This window comes from Streptomyces sp. CB09001 (genome assembly GCF_003369795.1).
Taxonomy (GTDB): domain Bacteria; phylum Actinomycetota; class Actinomycetes; order Streptomycetales; family Streptomycetaceae; genus Streptomyces.
Genome location: NZ_CP026730.1, coordinates 368,170 through 394,883 on the forward strand (window position 1 = coordinate 368,170; position 26,714 = coordinate 394,883).

Here is a 26,714-nt window from a genome sequence, read left to right on the forward strand (position 1 = left end):
GCCATGGATGCCCACGGGGGACGGCGCACGCAGGGCGAGCGGGACGCCGTCACGGTCGAGATCGGCTACGCGCTGTGCAGCGCGGCGTTCGCGGCGGCCGTGCTGTTCGGTGCGGTGGCGGGGCCCGCGTACCTCTTCGGCCCGACGGGCGGGGTGCGCGCGGCGCTCGTCGGGGCGGGCGTGGTGCTCGCCGTGGCGGTGTTCTCCGTCCGGGTGGTGAGCGTCCTGGTCCGGTTCACGCGCGGCGGTCAGCCGAGCCAGCCCGGCCGTACCAGCCCCGACTCGTAGGCCAGGACGACCAGTTGGGCACGGTCGCGGGCGCCCAGTTTCACCATGGTCCGGCTGACGTGGGTCTTGGCGGTCAGCGGGCTGACGACCAGCCGGCGGGCGATCTCCTCGTTGGACAGGCCGATGCCGACCAGGGCCATCACCTCGCGCTCCCGTTCGGTCAGCCGGGCCATCTCGCCGGCCGCCGCGGGCTCCTTGGAACGGGCCGCGAACTCGGCGATCAGCCGGCGCGTCACCCCCGGCGACAGCAGCGCGTCGCCGTCCACCACCGCCCGCACGGCGCGCAGGAGTTCCTCGGGTTCGGTGTCCTTGACCAGGAAGCCGGAGGCGCCGGAGCGAATCGCCTCGAAGACGTACTCGTCGAGTTCGAAGGTGGTGAGCATGACCACCTTCACGTCGTGCAGCCCCGGGTCGCCGGTGATCCGGCGGGTCGCGGCGAGGCCGTCGAGCAGGGGCATGCGGATGTCCATGAGGACGACGTCGGGGCGCAGTTCGCGGATCGAGCGCACCGCCTCCTCGCCGTCGGCGGCCTCCGCGACCACCTCGATGTCCGACTGAGCGTCCAGCAGCGCCCGGAAACCGGCCCGTACCAGTGACTGGTCGTCGGCGAGCAGTACGCGGATCACCGGTCGTCCTCCTTCGCGTGGGTCGTGTGCTTCACGTCGATCGGCAGGGCCGCCAGGACCCGGAAGCCGCCGTCGGGGCGCGGGCCCGCCTCGATGGTGCCACCCAGCGCCGCCGCCCGCTCCCGCATCCCGGCCAGCCCGTTGCCGCTGCCGCCCGCCTCGGCGCCCGTCGCGGGACCGTCGTCGTCGACGCGCAGCAGCAGCATGCTCCCGTCCCGGTCGAGACGGAGGCGTGCGTGCCGGGACCCCGAGTGCCGTACGACGTTGGTGAGCGCCTCCTGCACGATGCGGAACGCGGCGAGGCCGGTGCCCGGAGACAGGCGCGGCGGTTTCCCCTCCACCTCGACGGTGAGGCCCGCGCTCGCCGCCTGCTCGACCAGTTCGGGGAGCCGGTCGAGGCCGGGGGCCGGAGCCCGCGGCGCGTCTCCGGGGGTGCGCAGGGTGTCGAGCACCTGGCGCACCTCGCCGAGGGCTTCCTTGCTCTGGTCCTTGATGGTGGTGAGCGCGGTGCGGGCCTGCTCCGGGTCGGTGTCCAGGAGGGCGAGTCCGACGCCTGCCTGCACGTTGATGACGGAGATGCTGTGCGCGAGTACGTCGTGCAGCTCGCGGGCGATCCGCAGCCGTTCCTCGTCCGCGCGCCGCCGTGCCGCCTGGGCCCGCTCGGCCCGCTCCCGCGCCCACTGCTCGCGGCGGGCCCGGGCCAGTTCCGACAGGGCCGCGACGGCCACGACCCAGGTGGCGATCACCAGTTCCTGCCCCCAGGAAGCGGCCGAGTCCCCGGACGGTGGCAGCCACCGGTAGAGCCAGTGCGCCACCAGGGCGTGCCCGGCCCACAGGGTCCCCATCGCCGCCCACGCGGCCCTGCGGTGCCCGGCGACGACCGCGCTGAAGCAGGCCACCGCGACGGCCACGAACACCGGGCCGTACGGGTATCCGGCGCCCAGGTAGACGAGGGTGGTGACCGCCGTGCCGAACACGACCGGCACCGGGTACCGCTGCCGCCACAGCAGGGCGGCTCCCGTCACGAAGAGCAGCACGCGCGCGAAGGGGTCCAGTCCGGCCCGCTCCCCCTCCTGGGCGTGGGCGGCGAAGGTGGAGCCGACCAGCACGAACGCCGTGACGAGCACGGTGGAGCGCCAGGGCCAGGCGGGGCGCTGTTCCCCGTCGCCCCGCCGGTTCCACCACGGGGGCCCGTGCCACCACCACTGCGGCGCCCGGCCCGCGCGCTCGTGCTGTCCGTCCATGACCGCCACGCTAGACGCCGGGCCCGGCGAGCGGCGTCACCCGCGCGTGGTGACCACACGTACTCCCGGCGAAGTACACACCTCGACGGCCCGGGAAACCGCCATGGGCCCGGACCCGCGGCGGACGGCCGGGGGAACACCCGGCCGACCGGACGGGCGAGGCGGTCCGCCGGGGGCGGCGGGGCGGCGGGGCGGCGGGGCGGCGGGGCGGCGGGGCGGCGGAAGAACGTCTCACGCTCCTCCACGACCCGGTTGCCCGGTCCGAACACCTCGGACCCGACCAACCCGGACGGCTCGGTCCGGCGGGCCGCCATCGCCGTCACGGTCTCGGGCCGCAGCCCGGCGGGCAGAACCGGCTTGGCGAGGCCCGTGCCCCGGTGCGCCTCACGGTCAGGTCCCCACCCGGCGGGCACCCACGGCCGGAGCCGGACGGACCGCCGCCGACGGGCGGTCGTCCCCGGTCAGGCGCCGGCCTCTTCTCCCTCCGGCGACGCGGACGGGGCGGACGCCTCGGTCCGACGGTCCATCGCTCCCAGCGCCCGCTGCGCCAGCGGATGGCTGCGGACCAGCTCGCCCAGCGAGGTCGAGCCCTGTGTGATGTCCTTGAACGCCTTCCAGGCCGGGCGGAAACCGGTGAGAGCCGCGTGGAAGAGCCCGGGCCGCCGCTCGAACACCGTCAGCATCCGCTTGCCGATGCTCATCTCCACACCCAGCCCGGCCTTGATCGCGAACGCGTAGTTCAGGGCTTGCTTGCGCGCGTCCACGGCGTCGTGCGCCTCGGAGATGCGCACCGCCCACTCCCCGGCGAGCCGTCCCGAGCGCAGCGCGAAGGAGATGCCCTCGCGGGTCCACGGCTCCAGGAGCCCGGCCGCGTCCCCGCACACCAGGACCCGGCCGCGGGAGAGCGGCGAGTCGTCCGCGCGGCAGCGCGTCAGGTGGCCGGAGGAGACGCTCGGTTCGAATCCGGCGAGCCCGAGCCGGGCGACGAAGTCCTCCAGGTACCGCTTGGTCGCCGCGCCCTCGCCGCGCGCCGAGATGACCCCGACCGTGAGCGTGTCGCCCTTGGGGAAGACCCAGCCGTAACTGCCGGGGATCGGGCCCCAGTCGATGAGTACCCGGCCCTTCCAGTCCTCGGCGACCGTCTCGGGCACCGGGATCTCCGCCTCCAGGCCGAGGTCGACCTGGTCGAGCTTCACCCCGACGTGCGCGCCTATCCGGCTGGCGCTGCCGTCCGCGCCGACCACGGCCCGGGCCAGCACCGTCTCGCCGCCCTGGAGGACGACGGCGACCGTGCGCCGGTCCGGCACCGCCGACCCGTGCTGCTCCACCCGGGTCACCGTCGCCCCGGTGCGCAGCTCGGCGCCCGCCTTCTGGGCGTGCTCGACGAGCTGCAGGTCGAACTCGGGCCGGTTGATCAGCCCGAACAGCATCTGCCGGGAGCGCCGGGTCCGGGTGAAGCGCCCGTTGTTCGAGAAGGTCACCGCGTGCACCCGGTCCTGGAAGGGCAGCTCGAAGCCGGGCGGGAGGGTGTCGCGCGAGGGCCCGATGATGCCGCCGCCACAGGTTTTGTAGCGGGGCAGCTCGGCCTTCTCCAGCAACAGGACGCGGCGCCCCGCGACCGCCGCCGCGTAGGCGGCCGAGGCCCCCGCCGGTCCCGCGCCCACCACGACCACGTCCCAGACCTGACGCGCGTCGTCCGCCGAAGAGTTCTCGCTGCTCACGATGGTCTACTGCTCCGATCAAACCGCATGCCGCACCTGACCCCCGCATCCTACGGCGGGCATCGCCGCAGGCCACTGTGGGAGGATCGGCCCGTCATTCCAAGTACTCCTTGGTACAACGTCGCACCCACAAGGAGCGTGCCCATGTCGTCGAATCCGGTCGCCGAGACCGTCGCTTCGCTGATGCCCCGCGCGAAGGAGGAACTCGCCGCGCTGGTGGCCTTCAAGTCGGTGGCCGACTTCGACCAGTTCCCGCGCAGTGAGAGCGTGGGTGCCGCCAACTGGATAGCGGCGGCCCTGCGCGCCGAGGGTTTCCAGGACGTCGCGCTGCTGGACACGCCGGACGGCACCCAGTCGGTGTACGGGTATCTGCCGGGGCCCGAGGGCGCGAAGACGGTGCTGCTCTACGCCCACTACGACGTGCAGCCGCCGCTGGACGAGGCGGGCTGGGACACTCCGCCGTTCGAGCTGACCGAGCGCGACGGCCGCTGGTACGGGCGGGGCGCCGCGGACTGCAAGGGCGGCGTGCTCATGCACCTGCTCGCGCTGCGCGCGCTGAAGGCGAACGGCGGCGTGCCGGTGCACGTCAAGGTCATCGCCGAGGGCTCCGAGGAGCAGGGCACCGGGGGCCTGGAGCGGTACGCGGAGGCGCACCCGGAGCTGCTGGCCGCCGACACCATCGTCATCGGCGACGCGGGCAACTTCCGGGTCGGTCTGCCGACGGTCACCTCCACGCTGCGCGGCATGACGATGCTGCGCGTGAAGGTCGACACACTCGAAGGCAACCTGCACTCGGGGCAGTTCGGCGGTGCGGCGCCCGACGCGCTGGCCGCCCTGATCCGCGTACTGGACTCGCTGCGGGCCGAGGACGGCTCGACGACCGTGGACGGTCTGGCGGCGGACAGCACCTGGGAGGGGCTGGCCTACGACGAGGAGCAGTTCCGCCGGGACGCGCGGGTGCTGGACGGCGTGGAGCTGATCGGTTCCGGTTCGGTCGCCGACCGGATCTGGGCGCGGCCGGCCGTCACGGTGCTCGGCATCGACTGCCCGCCGGTCGTCGGCGCCACCCCGTCGGTGCAGGCGGGCGCACGGGCGCTGGTGAGTCTGCGGGTGCCGCCGGGCGTGGACGCCGCCGAGGCCACCAAGCTGCTCCAGGCCCACTTGGAGACACGTACGCCGTGGGGCGCGCGGGTGTCCGTCGAGCAGATCGGCCAGGGCCAGGCGTTCCGCGCCGACACCACAAGCCCCGCGTACCAGGCCATGGCGGACGCGATGGCGGTGGCGTACCCCGGCGAGGAGATGCAGTACGCCGGTCAGGGTGGCTCCATCCCGCTGTGCAACACCCTGGCGTCCCTCTACCCGGACGCGGAGATCCTGCTGATCGGCCTGAGCGAGCCGGAGGCGCAGATCCACGCCGTGAACGAGAGCGTGTCCCCCGAGGAGCTGGAGCGGCTGTCGGTGGCGGAGGCGCACTTCCTGCGCAACTACGCGGCGGGCTGAGCCGGGGCGCGGTCTCTGGTCGACGGGTGTGTGCCGCTCGCTGCGCCCGACGTCGACCGGGACCGGGCCGTCGCCCTCGGCGCGGACGTACGGGGGCCGTGGCCCGGCGTCAGCCGACCGGGGTGCCCGCCTCCAGGTAGTGGGCGGCGCCGCGTTCCCGGGCCCGCAGCGCCCAGCGCAGCCGCTCGTAGCGGACCGGGGGCAGCAGGTCGGCGGCCTCGTCCTCGGTGGCGAAGCGCCAGTCGCGCAGCTCGGGGCCGGGCAGCAGCACCCGGTCGGCGTCCGCGGCGTCGAGCCGGCCGCCGTCGAAGAGCAGCCGCAGACCGCCGTAGGCGGGAGGGGCCGGTGGTTCCCAGTCGACGACCAGCAGGGCCGGTACGTCCGGGAGGCTGAGGCCGGTCTCCTCGGCGACCTCGCGCATGCCGGCGCGGGCGGGCGCCTCGCCGGGTTCGACTACCCCGCCGGGAAACTCCCAGCCGGGTTTGTAGGTGGGGTCGACGAGCAGGACCCGGTCCCGCTCGTCGAAGAGCAGGACGCCGGCGGCGACGGTCTCGCCGGTGGGCTCCGGTGTCTGGACGATCTCGCAGGCCGGCGCGGCACCCGAGCCGACGGCCTCGGCGACCCGGGCGGCGGCCTCGTGGGGGGTGAGGGCACCGGTGTCGACGGGGTGGGCGTCGGCGGTGAGCCAGGAGGCGAGGGCGGCGCGGTAGGGCTCGATGTGGTCGTAGGACCACTGCCGTACCCGCAGCTCGCCGTCCGGGAGGTCCCGCGGTACCTCGCGGCTCGCTATTCGCTCGCGCAGGATCGTTTCGGCCGGGGCCAGCAGAATGTGCCGGACCTCGATCCTGCGGGCGGCGAGACCGCCGAAGATCTCGTCCCGGTACTCCTGGCGCAGCAGGGTCATCGGGACCACGAGCGTCCCGCCGAGGTCGGCGAGCAGCGCGGCCGCCGTGTCGATCACCAGTCGGCGCCAGATCGGCAGGTCCTGGAAGTCGCCCACCTCGGCCAGGCGTTTGGGCGGCAGCAGGTGCGCGAGCGCCCCGCCGATGACCTCGGGGTCGAAGAGCGTGCTGTTCGGGATCAGTTCGATCAGTTCCCGGGCGGTGGTGGTCTTCCCCGCACCGAACGCGCCGTTGATCCAGACGACGGTCACAGGTCCCCCTCTTCTGTTGGCCCACTGTGGCTTGCCCGCTTCACCCCGCCACGGAAACCAGCCCGGCCTGTGACGTGGGAAAGGGCATATGACAGCGGCGCCGACGCCCCCTCGGGGCACCGGCGCCGTGTGGCCCCGACCGGGCGCGCCGGCCCGGTCCAGGGTGTCAGCCCAGCTGTCCCAGGGCGTCGTCGTCGAGGGTCAGGCTCTCGGTGGCGACGGTGTCCTCCAGGGTACTGACGGTGTCGTCCACCCCGAGATTGAGCGGAAGGTCGCTCGGGGCGGCGTGGGACGGGCTGACGGCCGCGACCACGAAGCCGGTGGCGAGGGTCGCGAGGGCGAGGATGCTGCGCTTCTTCATGCCCCGTTCAACTACGCCGCCGCCCCGGGGTCACGGGCAGGACAGCGGGAGTCGCCCGTGGCCCGGAGTCCGTCCCGGCCGCCGCGGCGGGGCTCAGACATGCGCGGGGCTCAGACATGCGCGGGGCTCAGACGTGCGCGGCGGTCACGGCCGCCGTCCTCGACAGGGCCGCGGCGGCCGCGCCGACCAGCCCGGCGTCCGTCCCCATCTGGGCGGGGACGACCGCGAGGCGCTGGACGAAGGACAGCGTCGCGTAGTCGGTGAGGGCCTTGCGCAGGGGGGCGAAGAGGACGTCCCCCGCCTTGCCCACTCCCCCGCCCACCACCGCGATGTCGATCTCGACGAGGGTCGCGGTGGCGGCGATACCGGCGGCCAGCGCCTGCGCGGCCCGTTCGAAGGAGGCGACGGCGACGGGGTCACCGAGGCGGGCCGCGGCGGCGACCGCGGCGGCGGAGGTGTCGCCCCCGGGACCGGGCAGCCAGCCCGCCTCCAGGGCACGGCGGGCGATGTTGGGGCCGCTCGCTATGCGCTCCACGCAGCCGCGCGCTCCGCACGGGCAGGGGTCGCCGTCCAGGTCGACGCTGATGTGGCCGATGTGGCCCGCGTTGCCGGTCGGTCCGGGGTGCAGCCGGCCGCCCAGCACCAGGCCGCCGCCGACGCCGGTCGAGACCACCATGCACAGCGCGTTGTCGTGCCCGCGGGCGGCGCCCTGCCAGTGTTCGGCGGCCGTGATGGCCACACCGTCGCCGATCAGCTCCACCGGCAGGCCGCCGGCGGCGTCCCGGACCCGCCGGACCAGCGGGTAGTCGCGCCAGCCGGGCACGTTCACCGGGCTGACCGTGCCGGCCGAGGCGTCCACCGGGCCGGCGCTGCCGATGCCGACCGCCGTGGCCCGGTCCCACAGGGGCGACGCGGTCAGTTCCGCGAGCACGGCCTCGACGGCCCCCATCACGGTGTCACCGTCCTCCCGGGCGGGTGTCGCACGCTGTGCGCGCGCCTGGATGCGGCCGTGGCCGTCCACCAGTGCGCCGGCGATCTTGGTGCCGCCGATGTCCAGCGCTGCCACGAGGTCGGTGTGCATCAGAGTCGGATCTCCCCGTCGGACCGAAAGCGAAAAATGTCGTACCCAAGAGCGCGCAGCGACCGGTCCCGCGGTGGGGACGAGGACCGGCGGAGTGCGTTGGACAGTGTCTCCCGCATCTGACAACGTTGTCCAGGCTCTATGCTCGACGCCACATCCTCATACAAGCCCATCACCGACACATCCCCCCGGACAGCAGGAGCCGACGCATTCCCGTGGACGACAGGACAGGACACCGCATCGTGCCCGACACGACCCGCCGCGCAGACCGGCTCCCCGGGAACCGTTACGGCAATCGCCCGACCATGAAGGACGTCGCCGCCCGCGCCGGGGTCGGCCTCAAGACCGTCTCCCGGGTGGTCAACGGGGAGCCCGGCGTCACTCCGGAGACCGAGCGCCGCGTCCAGGAGGCCATCGACGCGCTGGGCTTCCGCCGCAACGACAGCGCGCGGGTGCTCCGCAAGGGCCGCACCGCGAGCATCGGCCTGGTTCTGGAGGATCTGGCGGACCCGTTCTACGGGCCGCTCAGCCGCGCCGTGGAGGAGGTGGCCCGGGCCCACGGCGCCCTGCTGATCAACGGGTCCAGCGCGGAGGACCCGGACCGCGAGCAGGAGCTGGTGCTCGCGCTGTGCGCGCGGCGCGTGGACGGTCTCGTGGTGATCCCCGCCGGGGACGACCACCGGTATCTGGAGCCCGAGCTGAAGGCGGGCGTCGCCACGGTGTTCGTGGACCGTCCGGCGGGGCAGATCGACGCGGACGTGGTGGTCTCCGACAACTTCGGCGGTGCCCGTGACGGGGTGGCCCACCTGATCGCGCACGGGCACCGCAGGATCGGCTTCATCGGCGACATGCCCCGCATCCACACCGCCGCCGAGCGGCTGCGCGGCTACCGGGCGGCGATGGAGGACGCCGGCATACCGCTCGAGGACTCCTGGATGTCCCTCGGTGTCACCGATCCGGTGCGGGTGCGCCGGGCGGCCGAGGAGATGCTCGCCGACCCGCAGCCGGTCACCGCGATCTTCACCGGCAACAACCGGGTGACGGTCACCGTGATCAGGGTCCTGGCCGAGCACACCCGGGGCGTCGCCCTGGTCGGTTTCGACGACATCGAGCTGGCAGACCTGCTCCAGCCGGGCGTCACCGTGGTCGCGCAGGACGCGGCCGCCCTCGGCCGCACCGCCGCCGAGCGGCTCTTCCGGCAGCTGGACGGCTCCCTCCTCGCCCCCGACCGCATCGAACTGCCGACCAGGCTGGTCACCCGGGGCTCGGGCGAGCTGCCGCCGTCGGGCTGAGCGCACAGCCAAGCCACAGCGACAGCGACAGCCACTAGGAGCATCACACCGTGTCGAAACCGCCCGGCGAGGACCGGACGCTGCGGGCGCTCGGGCTGGCCGGGGTGCCACGCGAGCAGCCGCTGCTGTACCCGGGCGTGTGGCCCCGGGAGTCCGGGCTGCTGGACGGGGACCGGCTGCTGCCGCTGGACCGGCCGGTGTACGGGGAGGGGGACGGCCGGGTCCCGGTGCTGGCGATCGGGTCCAACGCGAGCCCGGCACAGCTGCGGCACAAGATGGCCGAGTTCGGGATCGACGCGCCGATCCCGATGGTCAGGTCCCGGGTCACCGGACTGGACATCGGCGTCTCCGCGCACGTGAGCCGCATGGGCTACGTGTCCGCCTCGCCGGTGAGTGCCCCGGGCACCGTACGGGAGCTGTTCGTCCTGTGGCTCGACGCCGAGCAGCTCGCGGTGATCGACGCGAGCGAGGGCGTGCCGATGGCGGGCGGCAACTTCGACCGCGTCCGGCTGCCGGCGCCCGACGTGCGCGTCGAGCAGGGGGACGGCTCGGTGCTGGGCGGCGCGTACGCGTACGTCAACCGCCACGGCGTCCTGCACGACGGCGCCGGTGCGCCGCGGCGGCATCCGGGGGCGCAGCGGCCGCTGATCACCGAACTGCTGCGGGGGTCGGCCCGGCTGCGGGAGCTGTTCGGGGCGACACCGGAGGAGTTCTGTGCGCGGGCGCGGGCGGACCGGCGGCCGTGCGACCGGGGGACGCTGTTGTTCGCCGAGGAGAAACGGGTGACGACGTCCGGCCTGGAACGGTACGTGGGCGCCGGGCCGGAGGATCCCTTCGCCGGGGGCCGGACGCCGTCGACGGGGCCTACTGCGCCGATGCCGTGAGGTCGCCGCGTCGCGGGCCCGAGAAGCCCTCCAGGTCGGCTCGGGTCAGTCCGGTCAGCCGGGCGACCTCGCCGATGTCCAGGGCGCCGCAGTCCAGGCCGCGCAGCAGGTAGCCGCTGAGGGCCTTGGCGGTGGCGGGCTCGTCCATGACGTCGCCGCCGGTGCGGTTGGCGTAGCGGGCCAGGCGGGCGGCGGCCTGCTCGAAGCCCTCGCGGTAGAAGGCGAAGACGGCCGCGTACCGGGTGGGGATGTGGCCGGGGTGCATGTCCCAGCCCTGGTAGTAGGCGCGGGCCAGGGCGCGGCGGGTGAGGCCGTAGTGCAGCCGCCAGGCGTCGTGGACCTGCGCGGTGGGGCCGACCGGCAGGACATTGGTGGAACCGTCCGAGACCCGTACGCCGGTGCCCGCGGCGGCGACCTGCATGACCGCCTTGGCGTGGTCGGCGGCCGGGTGGTCGCTGGCCTGGTGGGCGGCGGAGACGCCGAGGCAGGCGCTGTAGTCGAAGGTGCCGTAGTGCAGGCCGGTGGCGCGGCCCTCGGCGGCCTGGATCATGCGGGCGACCGTGGCGGTGCCGTCGGCGGCGAGGATGGACTGGCTGGTCTCGATCTGGATCTCGAAGCCGATCCGGCCGGGCGTGAGGCCGCGCGCCTTCTCGAAGGCCTCCAGGAGCCGCACCATGGCGGTGACCTGCTCGGGGTAGGTCACCTTGGGCAGGGTGAGGACCAGTCCGTCGGGCAGGCCGCCGGCCTCCATCAGGCCGCTGAGGAAGACGTCGAGGGTGCGGATGCCCCGGGCGCGCACGGGGGCCTCCATGCACTTCATGCGGATGCCCATGTACGGGGCGGCCGTGCCCTGCCCGTACGCTTCGGCGACCAGCCGGGCGGCGCGGGCGGCCGCCTCGTCCTCCTCGGCGTCCGTGCGGTTGCCGTAGCCGTCCTCGAAGTCGACGCGCAGGTCTTCTATCGGCTCGCGCTCCAGTTTGGCGCGCACACGGGTGTACACGGGCTCGGCGAGGTCGTCACCGAGGCCGAGGACGGCGGCGAAGGAGGCGGCGTCGGGGGCGTGTTCGTCGAGCGCGGCGAGGGCCCGGTCGCCCCAGGAGCGGATCGTGTCGGCGGCGAAGACGTCACCGGGGACGTAGACGGTGTGGACGGGCTGGCGGGTGCCCGGGTCTCCGGGGTAGCGGCGCTCCAGCTCCGCGTCGACCGGTGCGAGGGAGGCACTGATCTCCTCGCCGACGGCGCCCGCGAGGCTCGTTGCCACCTTCTCCTGCTGACCCATTCGACACCCTCCTGATGTTCATTTTTCCGCTGAACGGAATCACTTATCCGTAGAGTGAAGTTATCTGGCGAGTCTTCGCCGGTCAACACCATCCTGCGCGCACGCCGAGGCCCCCGCGACGTCCGTGGACGTCACCGGGGGCCTCGGTGTGCGGTGCGGGGGGGAGGTTCAGCCCTTGCGGGTCTTGACTTCCTCGGTGAGCTGCGGGACGACGTCGAAGAGGTCGCCGACGACGCCGTAGTCGACCAGGTCGAAGATCGGGGCCTCGGCGTCCTTGTTGATCGCCACGATCGTCTTCGAGGTCTGCATGCCCGCGCGGTGCTGGATCGCCCCGGAGATGCCGGAGGCGATGTACAGCTGCGGCGAGACGGACTTGCCGGTCTGGCCGACCTGGTTGGTGTGCGGGTACCAGCCCGCGTCCACCGCGGCGCGCGAGGCGCCGACGGCCGCGCCGAGCGAGTCGGCGAGCGCCTCGATGATCGCGAAGTTCTCCGCGCCGTTGACGCCGCGGCCGCCGGAGACGACGATCGCGGCCTCGGTCAGCTCCGGACGCCCGGTCGACTCACGCGGCGTGCGCGAGGTGACCTTGGTGCCGGTGGCGGCGGCGGAGAAGGTGACCGACAGGGCCTCGACGGCGCCGGCGGCCGGGGCGGCCTCGACGGCGGCCGAGTTCGGCTTGACCGTGATGACCGGGGTGCCCTTGGAGACGCGGGACTTGGTGGTGAAGGCGGCGGCGAACACCGACTGGGTGGCCACCGGGCCCTCGTCGCCGGCCTCCAGGTCGACGGCGTCGGTGATGACGCCCGATCCGAGACGCAGCGCCAGGCGGGCGGCGATCTCCTTGCCCTCGGCGGAGGACGGGACCAGCACGGCGGCCGGGGAGACGGCGGCGACGGCGGCCTGGAGGGCGTCGACCTTCGGCACGACCAGGTAGTCGGCGTACTCGGCGGCCTCGTGGGTCAGGACCTTCACCGCGCCGTGCTCGGCGAGGGCGGCGGCGGTGTCACCGGCGCCGTTGCCCAGCGCGACGGCGACGGGCTCGCCGACCCGGCGGGCCAGGGTCAGCAGCTCCAGGGTCGGCTTGCGGACGGCACCGTCCACGTGATCGACGTAGACGAGAACTTCAGCCATGGGACTTCTTCTCTCCTGCTTGCGAAAGATGAGGGGCGGTAGGGGCGGCGGGGCCTCAGATGAACTTCTGGCCCGCGAGGAACTCGGCGAGCTGCCTGCCGCCCTCGCCCTCGTCCTTGACGATCGTGCCCGCGGTGCGCGCCGGACGCTCGGCGGCCGACTCCACGACCGTGTAGGCGTTGTCCAGACCGACCTCGTCCTCGTCGATGTCGAGGTCGGACAGGTCCCAGGACTGAACCGGCTTCTTCTTGGCCGCCATGATGCCCTTGAAGGAGGGGTAACGCGCCTCGCCCGACTGGTCGGTGACCGACACGACCGCCGGCAGCGACGCCTCCAGCTGCTCCGTGGCCGTGTCGCCGTCGCGGCGGCCCTTCACGACGCCGTCCGCGACCGAGACCTCGGACAGCAGCGTCACCTGCGGCACGCCCAGGCGCTCCGCGAGCAGCGCGGGGACGACGCCCATGGTGCCGTCCGTGGAGGCCATGCCGGAGACGACCAGGTCGTAGCCGGCCTTCTCGACGGCCTTGGCCAGGACCAGGGAGGTGCCGATGGCGTCGGTGCCGTGCAGGTCGTCGTCCTCGACGTGGATCGCCTTGTCCGCGCCCATGGACAGCGCCTTGCGCAGGGCGTCCTTGGCGTCCTCGGGGCCCACCGTCAGGACGGTGACCTCGACGTCGTCGTCGGAATTCTCGGAGATCTGCAGCGCCTGCTCGACCGCGTACTCGTCCAGCTCGGAGAGCAGACCGTCCACGTCGTCCCGGTCGACGGTCAGGTCATCAGCGAAGTGCCGGTCGCCAGTGGCGTCGGGCACGTACTTCACAGTGACAACGATCCTCAAGCTCACGCCGGCTCTCCTACTGCGTCGACATTTCAGTGCTGCCTCTTGCAGGCAGCATAGGCGCCCCAAGCGGCCGATCCCGGTCGGGGCGACCTGCGCTCCGCCCGGAATATTACTCGTCAGTACACCCAGTTCCTGCCCGCTAAGCAAGCGCTTTGAACTGTGACCTTCGCAACGCAGCGTAACCGGAACCCGACGCCTTCGCAGACGCCGTCCCGCTGACCGGTCAGTCGCGCAGACCCCGGTAACGCCCCTGGTGGTACAGCAGCGGCTCGCCGACACCGGCGGGGTCGCCGAGGAGGACTTCCGCCAGCACGATCCGATGGTCCCCCGCGGGCACCCGGCCGACCACCCGGCACACGAGCCAGGCGAGCACGCCGTCCAGCACGGGCACACCCTCGGGCCCCTCCCGCCAGACGGTGGGTGCGGCGAAGCGGTCGGCGCCGCTGCGGGCGAAGGTGGCCGCCAGCTCCTCCTGGTGCTCGCCGAGCACGTGGACGCCGACGTGCTCCGCCTCGGACACCGCGGGCCAGCTCGAGGAGCCGGTACCGATGCCGAAGGAGAGCAGCGGCGGGCGGGCGGAGACGGAGGTGAGGGACGTGGCCGTGAAACCGGCCGGCCCGCCGGGACCCCGCGCGGTGACCACGGCGACGCCCGCCGCGTGCCGCCGGAAGACGGACCGCAGCAGGTCGTCGGTGGCGGGCCGGGGTGCGGCCAGGTCGGGTGTGACCGTCATGCGGGGTGGTCCTTCTGCGTTGCGCCCCGGTCCCGGAAAGGGCGAACGGGGCATGGGGGCAGGCTGACGACGGGTGGCACACACAGTCAATTACGTCCCGGGATGTGGAGGCTGTGGAGAAGACCTCACCGCTGGCGTGGCGCTTGTCACACCGCCTCGCCCAGCGCGGCGATCACGTCCGCCCTGCGCGGCTGCCCGACGGCACGACGCACGACGCGGCCGTCGGCATCCAGGACCAGCACGGTGGGGGTCTTGAGCACGTCCAGGGCGCGGACGAGTTCGAGGTGCCCCTCGGCGTCGATCTCGACGTGGGCGACACCGGGGACCAGGCCGGCCACCTCGCCCAGTACCCGCCGGGTGGCCCGGCAGGGCGCACAGAAGGCACTGGAGAACTGTACGAGCGTCGCCCGGACGCCCAGCTCCGCACCGAGGTCGGCCGCGCCGAGCCGTGCGGCGGTGGCCTCCGACCCGTTGCCGTCGTCCTGCCCGCGCACCAGCGCGCCCCCGTTCCGCCGCCACCGCGGCACTCATGGACGCGCGTACCCCGCACGCCACAGGTCCGGTACTCCGAAGGTGCAGCGTTCGCGGGGCCGCCGAGATTCCCGCCCACCGTCGCATTTCGGCCAGGACAGGGCCGGGCAAGTGATGAGGATCTCGCCGCGCACGGGCACCAAGGCTGGTACACCGGCCGTTCTTGGGGCACGATCTGCGACAAGCCCGTAAACCTACGGGTGCGTAACTTTCGACTGGGAGCCCCCTTCCCAGGCTGACAAGGAAGGGTTCGACCCGCCCATGGCAGAACTCGTCTACCGCCCGGTGATCGGTCTCGCCCGCACCCTGTTCAAGGCGTGGGACCTCAAGATCGACTGCCAGGGATCGGAGAACATCCCGCGCTCGGGCGGCGCCGTGCTGGTGAGCAACCACATCAGCTACCTGGACTTCGTCTTCGACGGCCTGGCCGCGCTGCCGCAGAAGCGGCTGGTGCGCTTCATGGCGAAGGAGTCGGTCTTCCGGCACCGGATCTCCGGTCCGCTGATGCGCGGGATGAAGCACATCCCGGTCGACCGCAAGCAGGGCGAGGCGGCCTACGCACACGCCCTGGACTCGCTGAAGTCGGGCGAGATCGTCGGGGTCTTCCCCGAGGCGACGATCTCCGAGTCGTTCACGCTGAAGAGCTTCAAGTCGGGTGCCGCGCGACTCGCGCAGGAAGCGGGCGTCCCGCTGGTCCCCATGGCGCTGTGGGGCACCCAGCGGCTGTGGACCAAGGGCCACCCGCGCAACTTCAAGCGCAGCCACACCCCCATCACCATCCGGGTCGGCGAGGCGATGGAGGCCCCGCGCGAGCAGTACGCGGGTGCCATCACGCGGCGGCTGCGCGAGCGGGTGCAGGAGCTGCTGGAGGCCGCGCAGCGCGCCTACCCCGTGCGCCCCAAGGGAGCCGACGACACCTGGTGGATGCCGGCCCATCTCGGCGGTACGGCCCCGACGCCCGAGCAGCTGCGCACGGCCCAGGCGCACTGAGCCGGGCGTTTCAGAGGGCGGCCGGGAGGGTCTCCCACAGGTGCGGGCGGTCGGTGGCCGCCTTGAGGACGTCCAGCACCGCGGGATGCGGCGCCGCGTACAGCTCCGGACAGTCCTCCTCACCCGCCGCGCGGTCCGGCGTGAAGGCCAGTTGCTCGCGGCCCAGGGAGAACCGCGCGTTCACGCCGGGCTTGTTCCCGCGCGGGTCCTGCCGGTGCCAGGCGCCGTCGAGACGTACGGCGACCAGTCCGTGCACCACGTCGAACCGTTGGTAGCACAGCGCCGTGGGGATGTCCTCGGCGCGCAGCAGCGCGGCCAGCGCGTGGGCCTTGGCGTAGCAGATGCCGGTGCGCTGCTCCAGGACGTCGGAGGCCCGCCAGGTGACGCGCGGGTCCCCGGAGTCCTGTGAGTGCGGGATGGTGTCGCGCACGAACTCGAAGGCCAGGCGTGCATAGACATACGAGTCTTCCGCCTGCTTGGCGAGTCCGCCGGCCACCTCCCGCACTCGCGGATGGTCATGGTCGATGACCTCGTCGACAGCCAGGTAGGCGGACAGGTCAGGTGTCTTCTGGATCAGCTCCATGCCCGCAGAGCATAGGAAAGCGATCACCCGACAGTCAATGACTTTTCGAGTGACCGCATACCTATGCATTCTCGGGGGCTTCCCCGTCAGCGCGCCGTCTCCTCCTTGAGCGCGGCCACGAACGCGTCGACGTCGTCCTCGGTGGTGTCGAAGGCGCACATCCAGCGCACGTCACCCGCGGCCTCGTCCCAGAAGTAGAAGCGGAACCGCTTCTGCAGGCGCTCGCTCACGTCGTGCGGCAGCCGGGCGAAGACCGCGTTGGCCTGCACCGGGTAGAGGATCTCCACGCCGTGCACGGCGCGCACACCCTCGGCCAGGCGCTGGGCCATCTCGTTGGAGTGCCGGGCGTTGCGCAGCCACAGGTCCTTGGCGAGCAGCGCCTCCAGCTGCACGGACACGAAGCGCATCTTGGAGGCGAGCTGCATGGACAGTTTGCGCAGGTGCTTCATGTGGCGCACCGCGTCCCGGTTCAGCACCACGACCGCCTCGCCGAACAGGGCGCCGTTCTTGGTGCCGCCGAGCGAGAGGAGGTCAACGCCGACCGCGTTGGTGAACGTCCGCATGGGGACGTCCAGCGAGGCGGCGGCGTTGGCTATCCGGGAGCCGTCCAGGTGCACCTTCATGCCGTGCGCGTGGGCGTGCTCGCAGATGGCGCGGATCTCGTCGGGCGTGTAGAGGGTGCCCAGCTCGGTGCTCTGGGTGATCGAGACGACCTGCGGCATCGCGCGGTGCTCGTCGTCCCAGCCGTATGCCTGCCGGTCGATCAGCTCGGGCGTGAGCTTGCCGTCCGGGGTGGGGACGGTGAGCAGCTTGAGGCCGCCCATGCGTTCGGGGGCGCCGCCTTCGTCGACGTTGATGTGCGCGCTCTCGGCGCAGATCACCGCACCCCAGCGGTCGGTGACCGCCTGGAGCGCGACGACGTTGGCGCCGGTGCCGTTGAAGACCGGGAACGCCTCGGCGCCGGAGCCGAAGTGGCTGCGGATCACGCGCTGGAGGTTCTCGGTGTAGTCGTCCTCGCCGTACGCGACCTGGTGCCCGCCGTTGGCCAGCGCCAGGGCGGCGAGCACCTCGGGGTGGGCGCCGGCGTAGTTGTCACTGGCGAAACCGCGGACCTCGGGGTCGTGATGGCGACGCGCGTCGGTCTTCGGGGGGTTCACGGCTTCTCGGTCAGCCACAGACGGTTTCCGTTCACTTCCGCGGCGGGCTTCGCCCAGACACCGGCGACGGCCTCGGCGAGGTCACGCACGTCCGTGAAGCCCGCGAACTTCGCGTTGGGGCGCTCGGCGCGCATCGCGTCGTGCACCAACGCCTTGACCACCAGGATCGCAGCCGCCGACGTCGGCCCCTGCTCGCCCCCCGCCTTGCGGAAGTAGTCCGCCATGGCCAGCGTCCACGCCTCCGCGGCGGCCTTGGCGGCCGAGTAGGCGGCGTTGCCCGCGGTGGGGCTGGACGCGCCGGCGGCGCTGATCAGGACGTAGCGGCCGCGGTCGCTGCGCTGGAGCGCCTCGTGGAAGGCGAGGGAGGTGTGCTGCACGGTGCGGACGAGCAGCTTCTCCAGGAGGTCCCAGTCGCCGAGTTCGGTCTTGGTGAAGGTCTTGCTGCCGCGCCAGCCGCCCACGAGGTGGACCACCCCGTCGACGTGGCCGAACTCCTGCTCGGTGCGGTCGGCCCAGGCCCGGGTGGAGTCCAGGTCCAGCAGGTCGACCGTCTCGCCGGTGACGGTGGCACCGCCGTGCGCGTAGCGTGCCGCGTCCACCGCCTCGGCCAGCCGCTCCGGGTCGTTGTCCGCGCCGACGACGGTCGCACCCGCCTCGGCGAGCCGCAGCAGGGCGGCCCGTCCGGCGGGTCCGCCCGCCCCGGCCACCGCGATCACCGCGCCGTCGAGCGCCCCGTTCCCCATGGTCCTCGCCTCCCGAGCCTGCTGAGCCTGTGTCTGCCGTGCGTGTTCGTGCGTGCCGCCGCCGTCGCTCACGCGGCGGCCCGCTCGGCGCCGTCCGCGGCCGCGGTGATGCCCCGGGTCGAGGCGATCACCTTCTTCAGCTTCTTGGACAGGGCCTCGTAGAACATGCTCAGCGGAAACTCGTCCGGAAGCACGTCGTCGACGAGTTTGCGCGGCGGCAGGGTCAGGTCCAGGGCGTCGGGGCCCTTGGCCCACTTCGAGCCCGGGTGCGGGGCGAGGTAGGTCGAGACCAGCTCGTAGCCGGCGAACCAGTGGACGATCTTGGGGCGGTCGATGCCGTCGCGGTAGAGCTTCTCGATCTCGGCGCACAGCTGGTTGGTGACCTGCGGGGCGCGCTGCCAGTCGATGAAGAGTTTGTTGTCGGTCCAGCGGACGACGTCGTGCTTGTGCAGGTAGGCGAAGAGCAGCTGGCCGCCGAGACCGTCGTAGTTGCGCACCCGCTCGCCGGTCACCGGGAAGCGGAACATGCGGTCGAAGAGCACCGCGTACTGCACGTCGCGGGCCTGCGGGACGCCGTCCGCCTCCAGCTTCACGGCCTCCTTGAAGGCGGTGAGGTCGCAGCGCAGCTCCTCCAGGCCGTACATCCAGAACGGCTGGCGCTGCTTGATCATGAACGGGTCGAAGGGCAGGTCGCCGTGGCTGTGGGTGCGGTCGTGGACCATGTCCCACAGGACGAACGCCTCCTCGCAGCGCTTCTGGTCGTCGACCATGGCGGCGACGTCCTCGGGCAGCTCCAGGCCCAGCAGATCCACGGCGGCCTCCGTGACGCGGCGGAAGCGGGCGGCCTCCCGGTCGCAGAAGATGCCGCCCCAGGAGAAGCGCTCGGGGGCCTCGCGCACGGCGATGGTCTCCGGGAAGAGGACGGCCGAGTTGGTGTCGTAGCCGGCCGTGAAGTCCTCGAAGGTGATGCCGCAGAACAGCGGGTTGTCGTAACGGGTGCGCTCCAGCTCCGCCAGCCAGTCGGGCCAGACCATGCGCAGGACGACCGCTTCGAGGTTGCGGTCCGGGTTGCCGTTCTGCGTGTACATGGGGAAGACGACGAGGTGCTGGAGGCCGTCCGCGCGGTTGGCGGCGGGCTGGAAGGCCAGCAGCGAGTCGAGGAAGTCGGGCACCGCGAAGCCGCCGTCGGCCCAGCGGGCGAGGTCGGTCACCAGGGCCTCGTGGTAGGCGCGGTCGTGGGGCAGCAGCGGGGACAGCTCGCGCACGGCCTCGGTGACGCTGCGTACGGCGTCCTCGGCGGCGGCCCGCCCGGGGGCACTCTCGGCGTCGAAGTCGATCGACCCGTCCTTGGACTGCCATGGCCGGATCCGCTCCACGGCATCCTTGAGCACGGGCCACGCCGGGTGCTCCACCACCCTGCTCGCCGGAGGAACGTCGCCCTCCACACCCACCTGCACAAGAATTTCCGTCATGTCCCATCCTCCACGGGAGAAGCTTGCGTCAAGACACCGTAGGCATACGACGTTTCTCCTATCAAGGGGAGACTCCGTAAATTATCCTGCCTCACCCCAGGCTTCGCCGCATTTTTTCCTGTCGAGCGCCGGATTCGTATACCCGGCGCGGCACGGGGGAAACGGTCCCGCAGGGCCGTTAGGCTGCCGCCCTGCCACGCCGACGTCGACGGAAGCGAGTCGAGCCTTGAACTTCCTCACCATCGGTCACCGCGGAGCGATGGGTGTCGAACCCGAGAACACCCTGCGCTCCTTCGTCGCCGCCGAGCAGGCCGGCCTCGACGTCGTCGAACTGGACCTGCATCTGAGCAAGGACGGCGCGCTCGTCGTCATGCACGACGCGGACGTGGACCGCACCACCGACGGCACCGGTGCGATCGCCGACAAGACGCTGGAGGAGCTGCGTGCGCTGGACGCCGGCCGCGGGGAGCAGATCCCGGTCTTCGAAGAGGTGCTGGACGCCGTCTCGGTACCGTTGCAGGCCGAGATCAAGGACGCGGCGGCCGCGCGACTCCTCGCCGACGTGATGCTCCGCCGGGACCTGGTGGACCGGGTGGAGGTGATCTCGTTCCACGACGAGGCCATCGTCGAGATCGCCCGGCTGGTGCCGGGGGTACGGACCGCCCTGGTGGCGCAGTACTACGGCCCCGAGGTCGTGGACCGCGCCGTGCAGGCGGGCGCCCGGACCCTGTGTCTGGACATCAACAGGGTCACGCTGGAGATCGTGCACAAGGCCCGCAAGGCGGGACTGCGGGTCTTCTGCTGGACCGTGAACACCCAGGACCACCTGCGCCTGGTGCGCGCCCTGGGCCTGGACGGCGCGACGACCGACTACCCGGAGATCAAACGCACCGGCCGCTTCACCGCCTGAGCGGCCCCGGCTGCCCCAGCGGCCGGGTCCGGCGGGCTCGCGTCACACCAGGGGCTTGACCAGCAGCTCGAACCGGAGGTCGTCGCGCTGCGGGATGCCGAAGCGCTCGTCGCCGTACGGGAAGGGGGTCATCTCTCCCGTGCGGCGGTAGCCGCGGCGCTCGTACCAGGCGATGAGGTCCTCGCGCACGGAGATCACGGTCATGTGCATCTCCGTGACGCCCCACGTCGTGCGGGCCTGCCGCTCCGCCTCCGCGATGATCGCCCTGCCCAGTCCCCCGCCCTGGAGCGCCGGGCTGACGGCGAACATCCCGAAGTAGGCGTGCGCCCCGCGGTGCTCGAGCTGGCAGCAGGCCACGATCCCGCCGTCCCGCTCCACCGTCAGCAGACGGCTGTCCGGCGCCTTGACGACCTCCAGCACGCCCTGGGGGTCGGTGCGCTGCCCCTGGAGGATGTCCGCCTCGGTGGTCCACCCGGCCCGGCTGGAGTCGCCCCGGTACGCGGACTCTATGAGCGCCACGATCGCGTCCACGTCGGCGTCGGTGGCGTCACGGTAGGTCAGTGGGCTGGCGGCGGTGTCCATGGGGGCGTCTCCGGTTCGGTCTCGGGCGCGGCGCGGGCACCGATGAGCGTAACGCCGCCGCTGGTCGCCGCTAGCCTCGGGACGCATGGTGCACGTACTCAGCAGCCGGACCCTGCTCCGCCCCACCGATCCCGACCGCTCCCGCGCCTTCTACGGCGACCAGCTCGGCCTCGCCGTCCACCGGGAGTTCGGCACCGGTCCGGAGCGGGGCACCGTCTACTTCCTCGGCGGCGGTTTCCTGGAGGTCTCCGGGCGCTCCGACGCTCCCCTCACCCCCGGGCTCGCCCTGTGGCTCCAGGTCGAGGACGCGGCGGCTGCCCACGAGGAACTGGCTGCCAAGGGGGTCGCGATCGTGCGACCGCCGGTCAAGGAGCCGTGGGGGCTGGTGGAGATGTGGATCGCGGATCCGGACGGCACTCGGATCGTGCTGGTGGAGGTGCCCGCGGAGCATCCGCTGCGCCTCCGGCCCGGGATCTGAGCCGGCGGGCGGGCACCGCGACCGGGGGTGCGTACGTGCCGGATGGCCGCGGCCCCGGCCCGGCCTTAGCGTGCTGGAGGGGGACGGACGGTCTGCGGCCCCGGCGGAAGGACGCCAGCACGATGAAGCTCCACGAACCGGTGACCGGCGGGCCCTGCTGGGCGGAGCTGGGGACCACCGACCTGGAGGCGGCCAAGCGGTTCTACACCGGGGTGTTCGGCTGGCGTCCCGAGACGGACCCGCGGCAGCGGGCGGGCGGCTACACGATCGCCCGGATCGACGACGCGCCGGTCGCCGCCCTGACGCCGCTGTACCAGCAGGGGCAGCCGGTGGCGTGGAACGTGTCGTTCGCCGTGCGCGACGCGGACGCGGCCGTACGGCAGGTGACGGCGGCCGGCGGGGTGGCCCTGCAGGGGCCCGCGGACGTCTTCGACGCGGGCCGCTTCGCGGTGGCCGCCGATCCGACCGGGGCGGTGTTCCAGTTGTGGCAGGGACGCTCGTTCCCCGGGGCCGGACTCTTCAACGCGCCCGGCTCGCTGGGCTGGGTGGAGCTGCTGACCCGGGAGCCCGACCGGGCCGCCGACTTCTACACGACGGTGTTCGGCTGGAGCGTCGGCGCCTCGGACCGCTATCCGCAGTGGGGGATCGACGGGGCGGACTTCGGCGGCATGGTGACGATGGACGACAAGTTCCCGCACGAGGTCCCGGCGCACTGGCTGCCGTACTTCGCGGTGGCGGACGTGGACACCGTCGCGTCCGACACGACGGACGGCGGCGGCACCGTGCTCATGGAGCCGACCTCCGTGCCCGACGGGCCGCGCATCGCGGTGCTGCGGGACCCGCAGGGCGCGATGTTCGGCGTGTACCGGGCGGGCGACGAGCGCTGATCCGCCCGGTGCGCGGGAGGCCGCACCGTTCGCGCCGCGGTCAGGCCCGCAGCGCGTCCAGACGGCCCTCCAGCTGACCGAGGAGCCCGCCGAGGAGCGCCGCCAGCTCACCCTGCCGCGGCCCGGCCACGCCGGACAGGACCGCAGACTCGTAGGCGAGCTGTTCCGGAAGGATGCCGTCGACGAGGTCGCTTCCGGTGTCCGTGAGGCGGACGTGGGCGACCCGGCGGTCGCGGGTGTCGCCGCGCCGCTCGACGAGGCCACGCTCGGTGAGCTGCTTGAGGCGCTTGGTCACGGCCGCGCCGGAGGAGAAGGTCTCCCGGGCCAGCTCCCCCGGCGTCAGCTCGTGACCGGTACGGCGCAGCGCGCCGAGCAGGTCGAACTCGGCACGGCTGAGGCCCGCCCGGCGCAGCGGCGCGTCCTCGGCCTGCTGGAGGAGGGCGGCGCAGCGGTTGATCCGGCCGATGATCTCCATCGGCCCGGTGTCGAGGTCCGGGTGGACGGCACGCCACTGACGTACGACCGCGGCCACGGTGTCCCCGCCCGGCCCCGTCCCGCCGTCACCGGACCCGGGCCCGGCTCCCCCGTCGTGCGCTCCCCCGTCGGTTGCGGTCATGGCCGTACGTCCTCCGTTCTCGTGCTCACGCCCCGGTCCGGACGCGTTGCCTGGCGTCGCACCGCCTCGGCGAGCGTACGGTGTCCGGCCTGCTCGGCGAGCACGACCCTCTCCTGGGGCAGTGCGCGTCCCCACCATTCGCCGGCCGCCCCGTCGGCGATGGCCCGCAGGTCGGTCAGCGCGGCGGCCAGGGACCGGCGGGCGGCCTCCAGGACGCCGGGGGCGGGGTCGGGCTCGGCGAGGAGGCGCGCGGCGCGTTCCCGGGCGCTGTCGGCCGCGGTCACCGCCTGTTCGACGCGGTTCCCGGCGCGCCGGTTGGTGACGACGACGGCGGCGAGGAAACCGACCAGGGCGCCGACGAGGGTGTCCACGGTCCGCTCGGTCATCAGGTCGCCGGGGGCCTGGTACCCGGCGAACTCGGTGACGAGCAGGGCCATCGGGGTCACGCAGACGCTGCCGAGCCAGTAGTTGCGGGTGATGAGGGCCTCGGCGCCGAAGTTCAGGGCGAGGCAGCACAGGACGAGCAGCGCCTGCCCGAGGTGGGCGAGCGGGGCTATGGCGGCGAAGGCCAGCACCCCGGCGAGGTTGCCGACCACGCGCTGCACGGCCCGGCTCCAGGTCAGGGTGACGTTGGCCTGGTAGAGCGCGGCGGCGGTGACCAGGGCCCAGTAGGGGCGGCCGATGCCGAGGGCGAGGGAGGCGTACCCGGCCAGCGCGCAGCCGAGCGCCGTGCGGGCGGCGATCGGGGTCAGCGGGCCGAGCCGTTGCCACAGGGGCGCGGGGCGGGCGGCGAGTTCGGCGTCCACGCCGAGCAGTTCGTCGGTGTCCTCCGGGGCGTCGCCGGTGCGGGGGATCCGGCCGCCGCCGCGCAGGGCGTGGGCCCAGGCGCGCAGCCGCTCCGGGTCGGTGTCGGCGGGGGCGGCGAGGGCTACCTCGGCGCGGACGACGAGGCGTTCCAGGGCGTGCCGGGTGGCGGCGCGGGCGCCGGTGGACGGCAGGGCCGGCAGCGTCTGCCAGGCGGCCTGTACGGCGGCGTACCCGGCGGCGCGGGCGGAGGCGTGGTCCTCGCCCGCGCCGGTGCCGTGGGCGGCGGCGTACGCGGCTGCCGCGTTCAGGGCCTGGGCGGTGGCCCGGCGTTCCGGGCCGTGCGGACGGACCGGGGCGGGTGCCATGCCGACGAGCCAGGCCCAGGCGCCCGCGGCGGCGGCCAGCGCCAGGTGGGCGGGGACCTGGGCGAGGGTCTGCGGGACGAAGAGGGCGGCGGAGCTGATGAAGGTCAGGACCACGTTGCCCGGCGGGCCGACGCGGGTGGCGTCGCACAGGACCTTCTGCACGGCGGCCAGCAGGGCGCCGACGGTGACGAGGACGACGGCGTTCCGGGTGAGGGAGGCGGTGACCAGCGCGGCGGCTACGCCGGCGAGCATGCCGAGCACGACCCACGCCAGGGTGCGGGCCCGGGCGGCGTAGGGGCGGTTGTGGGCGTAGAGCGCGCACAGGGACCCGGCCATGGTGTACATCGCCAGGTCGAGCCGGCCGAACGCCAGCAGGAGGAGGTTGGGAGGGGCGACCGCGGCGACCGAACTCAGGGCGGGCTTGAACCAGATCTCGGAGGGCCGGCGCAGGCGCAGCACGCCTGCCAGGGACAGACGTCGGGCCGTCGAGGTGCCGGAGGTGGGGGTCGCACTGCTCATACGCATAAGGTTAACAAGTGTTTTACCTGTAAATCGAATACCGGGCGTGAGCCCGTCCGCATCACCGACCAGCCGTGATCCACCGCGGTGAGGTCGCGCGCTCCCCCGGATGCTCCCGCGTACACCCTTGCGCTCGCGTGCGCGCCGCATGGCCCGGGCAGTTCTTGACAGACCGTGGACCGCCGAACGGGGAGGTGCGTGTGCACGGACCGGCGTCACCCGGATGGCTGCTGGTCGCGCTGTGCGCGGCGACCGGCGCCTACTGCCTGCTGCGGATGCGCAGCGGTGTCGAGGAGCAGCGCCGGGCCGCGGGCGGCGAGGCCCTCATGGGGTTCGGCATGGCCGCCATGGCCGTACCCGCGGCGGTCTTCACCCCGCCGGGCTGGGTCTGGCCCGCCTACGCGGTGGTGTTCGGCGCCGCGGGACTGCGGGCGTTGTGGGCGGCCCGGTCGGGACGCCACCACCTGCACCACCTCGTGGGAGCCGCGGCGATGGTCTACATGGCGGTGGTGATGGCCGCCTCCCCCGCCCACGGGCACGCGCACGGCGCGTCGGGCACACCGGTGCTGACCGGGGCGCTGCTGCTCTACTTCACGGGATACGTGCTGCTGACCGGCGTGCGTCTGATACCCGTCGTGGCGGTGGCGGGGAGCGGTCCGGGTGCACCATCCGTGCCCGCGCCCGGGGGCGGTGCGGGGGCCGACGGCCGTGCGGCGGCCGGGTGGGGCGACCGGCCGGAGCTGGCGCGGGCCTGCCGGCTCTCCATGGCGATCGCGATGCTGGCCATGCTGCTCCCCCTGTGACACCGGAGAGGCACGGGCGGCCGGGCGCGGGGCTGCCCGGCGTTCACCGCGGCGGCGTCGGGCTGCCCGGCGTTCACCGCGCGCAGTCGTTGCCTGCGTCACTTTGCGCGGCGGGCCGTACTGCCGACGGCGCGGCGCTCATAGGCTGCCCCCATGATTCTCCCCGCGGCACTGCTGCTGCTCGGTGCGCTGACCGCCGTGCTCGCCCCCAGGCTGCTCGCCCGGGCCGACTGGCCGGATCGCGAACCGGTGGTCGCCCTGTGGGTCTGGCAGTGCGCGGTGGCGGCGGTGATCGTGTGCTGCGCGCTGTCGATGACGTTGAGCGCGGCGGCGGCCTGGCACGCGGTGGGCGGCCCCGTCTTCGCGACCGCTCCCGGTCCGGTGGTCGAGGCCTACGCCCTCGGCACGTCCGGGCTCTGGGCGGACACGACGGCCGTCACGCTGGCCTGCGGCGGACTGTGGAGCGCGCTCATGCTGGCCCGGGAGGTGGCACGGGCCCGCGCCCGGCGGCGGCTGCGCCGCGCGGAACTCCGGCACCGCGCTCCGCTGCTGCCCGGCGAAGAGCCCGGCCCGGGGCGGCTCGTCGTACTGGAGGGTGAGCGGCCGGACGCCTGGTGGCTGCCCGGCGCTCCCCCGCAGCTGGTGGTCACCACCGCCGCCCTGCGTCGTCTCGAGGGGCGGCAACTGGACGCGGTGCTCGCCCACGAGAAGGGACACGCGCAGGCGCGGCACGACTGGCTGCTGCACTGTTCCGCCGCGCTGGCGGACGGGTTCCCGCAGGTTCCGGTCTTCGCCGGGTTCCGCGACGAGATGCACCGCCTGGTCGAACTCGCCGCCGACGACGTGGCCTCCCGCCGCTTCGGCCGCCTGACGACCGCCCTGGCACTGGTCGAACTCAACGAGGACCGCGGTGTCTTCGGTCCGTGCCCGTCGGGCCGGGCCGGCGGCCCGCAGCGGGTGCACCGCCTGCTCACCCCGCCGAACCGGCTGACGGCGGCCCGCAGGCTGCGGCTGACCGCGGCCGCGGCGCTGGTACCGGTGGTCCCGGTCCTGTTGGCGTTCGCACCGGGCCTGCGGGCGTTGGGCTAGGGCCCGCCCCCGCTACGGCATTGGCCTCGGAGCCACCGGTTCGGCGAG

28 protein-coding genes are annotated in these 26,714 nt (G+C 73.2%); 10 read left to right on the forward strand and 18 right to left on the reverse strand.

Translation table 11 applies throughout. From position 1 onward, the window contains the following. Positions 1-3: 3 nt before the first annotated feature. Entirely contained in the window at positions 4-288 is a 285-nt protein-coding gene (locus C4J65_RS01815) for a DUF6332 family protein (protein WP_115740756.1), read from the forward strand. On the opposite strand, the gene C4J65_RS01820 is transcribed toward C4J65_RS01815, so the two are convergent. The 3 genes from C4J65_RS01820 to C4J65_RS01830 all read right to left on the reverse strand — a co-directional run bounded on the left by C4J65_RS01820 (position 249) and on the right by C4J65_RS01830 (position 3,879). Then, positions 249-914: a response regulator transcription factor gene (locus tag C4J65_RS01820; RefSeq protein WP_115740757.1), complete on the reverse strand. Its 666-nt coding sequence runs from the start codon at positions 912-914 to the stop codon at positions 249-251. The genes C4J65_RS01815 and C4J65_RS01820 overlap by 40 nt on opposite strands. Further along, positions 911-2,158 carry a sensor histidine kinase gene (locus C4J65_RS01825; RefSeq protein WP_115746254.1) on the reverse strand — a complete coding sequence of 416 codons (1,248 nt, stop codon included), beginning with the start codon at positions 2,156-2,158 and terminating at the stop codon, positions 911-913. The genes C4J65_RS01820 and C4J65_RS01825 overlap by 4 nt, the downstream gene beginning before the upstream one ends. A 461-nt stretch (positions 2,159-2,619) precedes the next feature. Further along, on the reverse strand, positions 2,620-3,879 hold the full coding sequence (locus tag C4J65_RS01830) for a geranylgeranyl reductase family protein (protein WP_115740758.1): 1,260 nt from the start codon (positions 3,877-3,879) through the stop codon (positions 2,620-2,622). Positions 3,880-4,023: 144 nt separating this feature from the next. On the opposite strand from C4J65_RS01830, the gene C4J65_RS01835 reads away from it, so the two are divergent. After that, positions 4,024-5,379: a dipeptidase gene (locus C4J65_RS01835; protein WP_115740759.1), complete on the forward strand. Its 1,356-nt coding sequence runs from the start codon at positions 4,024-4,026 to the stop codon at positions 5,377-5,379. 109 nt (positions 5,380-5,488) lie between these two features. Here C4J65_RS01835 and C4J65_RS01840 read toward each other — a convergent pair whose 3' ends face one another. The 3 genes from C4J65_RS01840 to C4J65_RS01850 all read right to left on the reverse strand — a co-directional run bounded on the left by C4J65_RS01840 (position 5,489) and on the right by C4J65_RS01850 (position 7,974). Next, positions 5,489-6,532: an NUDIX hydrolase gene (locus C4J65_RS01840; RefSeq protein ID WP_115740760.1), complete on the reverse strand. Its 1,044-nt coding sequence runs from the start codon at positions 6,530-6,532 to the stop codon at positions 5,489-5,491. Positions 6,533-6,698: 166 nt separating this feature from the next. Next, positions 6,699-6,893 (reverse strand): hypothetical protein, encoded by a 195-nt coding sequence (locus C4J65_RS01845; protein WP_115740761.1) that lies wholly within the window; start codon positions 6,891-6,893, stop codon positions 6,699-6,701. A 127-nt stretch (positions 6,894-7,020) separates the two neighbouring features. Further along, entirely contained in the window at positions 7,021-7,974 is a 954-nt protein-coding gene (locus C4J65_RS01850; RefSeq protein ID WP_115740762.1) for an ROK family protein, read from the reverse strand. 215 nt (positions 7,975-8,189) lie between these two features. On the opposite strand from C4J65_RS01850, the gene C4J65_RS01855 reads away from it, so the two are divergent. Continuing rightward, positions 8,190-9,266: a LacI family DNA-binding transcriptional regulator gene (locus tag C4J65_RS01855; RefSeq protein WP_162832975.1), complete on the forward strand. Its 1,077-nt coding sequence runs from the start codon at positions 8,190-8,192 to the stop codon at positions 9,264-9,266. A gap of 50 nt (positions 9,267-9,316) precedes the next feature. Further along, positions 9,317-10,150 carry a hypothetical protein gene (locus tag C4J65_RS01860; RefSeq protein ID WP_115740763.1) on the forward strand — a complete coding sequence of 278 codons (834 nt, stop codon included), beginning with the start codon at positions 9,317-9,319 and terminating at the stop codon, positions 10,148-10,150. On the opposite strand, the gene C4J65_RS01865 is transcribed toward C4J65_RS01860, so the two are convergent. From C4J65_RS01865 to C4J65_RS01885, 5 genes are all read right to left on the reverse strand, one after another. Next, on the reverse strand, positions 10,131-11,429 hold the full coding sequence (locus tag C4J65_RS01865; RefSeq protein ID WP_115740764.1) for an aldolase/citrate lyase family protein: 1,299 nt from the start codon (positions 11,427-11,429) through the stop codon (positions 10,131-10,133). The genes C4J65_RS01860 and C4J65_RS01865 overlap by 20 nt on opposite strands. Positions 11,430-11,597: 168 nt before the next feature. Beyond that, a complete protein-coding gene (locus C4J65_RS01870; RefSeq protein WP_115740765.1) occupies positions 11,598-12,560 on the reverse strand; it encodes an electron transfer flavoprotein subunit alpha/FixB family protein in 963 nt (320 codons plus the stop codon). Between the two features lie 55 nt (positions 12,561-12,615). Next, the gene (locus C4J65_RS01875) at positions 12,616-13,404 is read right to left on the reverse strand and encodes an electron transfer flavoprotein subunit beta/FixA family protein (protein ID WP_115740766.1); all 789 of its coding nucleotides are present in this window, start codon (positions 13,402-13,404) and stop codon (positions 12,616-12,618) included. A gap of 220 nt (positions 13,405-13,624) precedes the next feature. Beyond that, positions 13,625-14,134 (reverse strand): flavin reductase family protein, encoded by a 510-nt coding sequence (locus C4J65_RS01880; protein ID WP_115740767.1) that lies wholly within the window; start codon positions 14,132-14,134, stop codon positions 13,625-13,627. Between the two features lie 146 nt (positions 14,135-14,280). Further along, on the reverse strand, positions 14,281-14,628 hold the full coding sequence (locus C4J65_RS01885; protein WP_162832976.1) for a thioredoxin family protein: 348 nt from the start codon (positions 14,626-14,628) through the stop codon (positions 14,281-14,283). 298 nt (positions 14,629-14,926) lie between these two features. On the opposite strand from C4J65_RS01885, the gene C4J65_RS01890 reads away from it, so the two are divergent. Beyond that, positions 14,927-15,655, forward strand: a complete 729-nt coding sequence (locus tag C4J65_RS01890; RefSeq protein ID WP_115740769.1) for a lysophospholipid acyltransferase family protein — start codon at positions 14,927-14,929, stop codon at positions 15,653-15,655. 10 nt (positions 15,656-15,665) lie between these two features. On the opposite strand, the gene C4J65_RS01895 is transcribed toward C4J65_RS01890, so the two are convergent. The 4 genes from C4J65_RS01895 to C4J65_RS01910 form a co-directional block, all read right to left on the reverse strand. Next, positions 15,666-16,238, reverse strand: a complete 573-nt coding sequence (locus C4J65_RS01895) for a transglutaminase domain-containing protein (RefSeq protein ID WP_162832977.1) — start codon at positions 16,236-16,238, stop codon at positions 15,666-15,668. Positions 16,239-16,324: 86 nt separating this feature from the next. After that, positions 16,325-17,395, reverse strand: coding sequence for a low specificity L-threonine aldolase (locus C4J65_RS01900; protein ID WP_115740771.1), 1,071 nt, complete (start codon positions 17,393-17,395; stop codon positions 16,325-16,327). Further along, the gene (locus C4J65_RS01905) at positions 17,392-18,138 is read right to left on the reverse strand and encodes an SDR family NAD(P)-dependent oxidoreductase (RefSeq protein WP_162832978.1); all 747 of its coding nucleotides are present in this window, start codon (positions 18,136-18,138) and stop codon (positions 17,392-17,394) included. Before C4J65_RS01905 ends, C4J65_RS01900 begins: the two co-directional genes overlap by 4 nt. 68 nt (positions 18,139-18,206) lie before the next feature. Next, positions 18,207-19,610 carry a DUF6421 family protein gene (locus C4J65_RS01910; RefSeq protein ID WP_115740773.1) on the reverse strand — a complete coding sequence of 468 codons (1,404 nt, stop codon included), beginning with the start codon at positions 19,608-19,610 and terminating at the stop codon, positions 18,207-18,209. A gap of 226 nt (positions 19,611-19,836) precedes the next feature. Here C4J65_RS01910 and C4J65_RS01915 point away from each other — a divergent pair, with 226 nt between their 5' ends. Beyond that, complete coding sequence (locus C4J65_RS01915) at positions 19,837-20,520, forward strand: glycerophosphodiester phosphodiesterase family protein (RefSeq protein ID WP_115740774.1); 684 nt, start codon at positions 19,837-19,839, stop codon at positions 20,518-20,520. A 42-nt stretch (positions 20,521-20,562) separates the two neighbouring features. Here the strand turns inward: C4J65_RS01915 and C4J65_RS01920 are convergent, their stop codons facing one another. After that, on the reverse strand, positions 20,563-21,102 hold the full coding sequence (locus C4J65_RS01920) for a GNAT family N-acetyltransferase (protein ID WP_115740775.1): 540 nt from the start codon (positions 21,100-21,102) through the stop codon (positions 20,563-20,565). A gap of 85 nt (positions 21,103-21,187) precedes the next feature. Here C4J65_RS01920 and C4J65_RS01925 point away from each other — a divergent pair, with 85 nt between their 5' ends. Both C4J65_RS01925 and C4J65_RS01930 read left to right on the forward strand, forming a co-directional pair. Beyond that, positions 21,188-21,580, forward strand: coding sequence for a glyoxalase superfamily protein (locus C4J65_RS01925; protein ID WP_115740776.1), 393 nt, complete (start codon positions 21,188-21,190; stop codon positions 21,578-21,580). A gap of 122 nt (positions 21,581-21,702) precedes the next feature. Then, positions 21,703-22,467: a VOC family protein gene (locus tag C4J65_RS01930; RefSeq protein ID WP_162832979.1), complete on the forward strand. Its 765-nt coding sequence runs from the start codon at positions 21,703-21,705 to the stop codon at positions 22,465-22,467. A 40-nt stretch (positions 22,468-22,507) separates the two neighbouring features. On the opposite strand, the gene C4J65_RS01935 is transcribed toward C4J65_RS01930, so the two are convergent. Both C4J65_RS01935 and C4J65_RS01940 read right to left on the reverse strand, forming a co-directional pair. Then, positions 22,508-23,083 (reverse strand): MarR family transcriptional regulator, encoded by a 576-nt coding sequence (locus tag C4J65_RS01935; RefSeq protein ID WP_115740778.1) that lies wholly within the window; start codon positions 23,081-23,083, stop codon positions 22,508-22,510. Next, positions 23,080-24,774 carry an FUSC family protein gene (locus C4J65_RS01940; protein WP_162832980.1) on the reverse strand — a complete coding sequence of 565 codons (1,695 nt, stop codon included), beginning with the start codon at positions 24,772-24,774 and terminating at the stop codon, positions 23,080-23,082. Before C4J65_RS01940 ends, C4J65_RS01935 begins: the two co-directional genes overlap by 4 nt. Before the next feature lie 200 nt (positions 24,775-24,974). Between C4J65_RS01940 and C4J65_RS01945 the strand changes: the two genes are divergently transcribed. Both C4J65_RS01945 and C4J65_RS01950 read left to right on the forward strand, forming a co-directional pair. Further along, a complete protein-coding gene (locus C4J65_RS01945) occupies positions 24,975-25,577 on the forward strand; it encodes a DUF5134 domain-containing protein (RefSeq protein ID WP_115740780.1) in 603 nt (200 codons plus the stop codon). A gap of 153 nt (positions 25,578-25,730) precedes the next feature. Continuing rightward, on the forward strand, positions 25,731-26,666 hold the full coding sequence (locus C4J65_RS01950) for a M56 family metallopeptidase (RefSeq protein WP_115740781.1): 936 nt from the start codon (positions 25,731-25,733) through the stop codon (positions 26,664-26,666). The last annotated feature ends 48 nt before the right edge of the window (positions 26,667-26,714 follow it).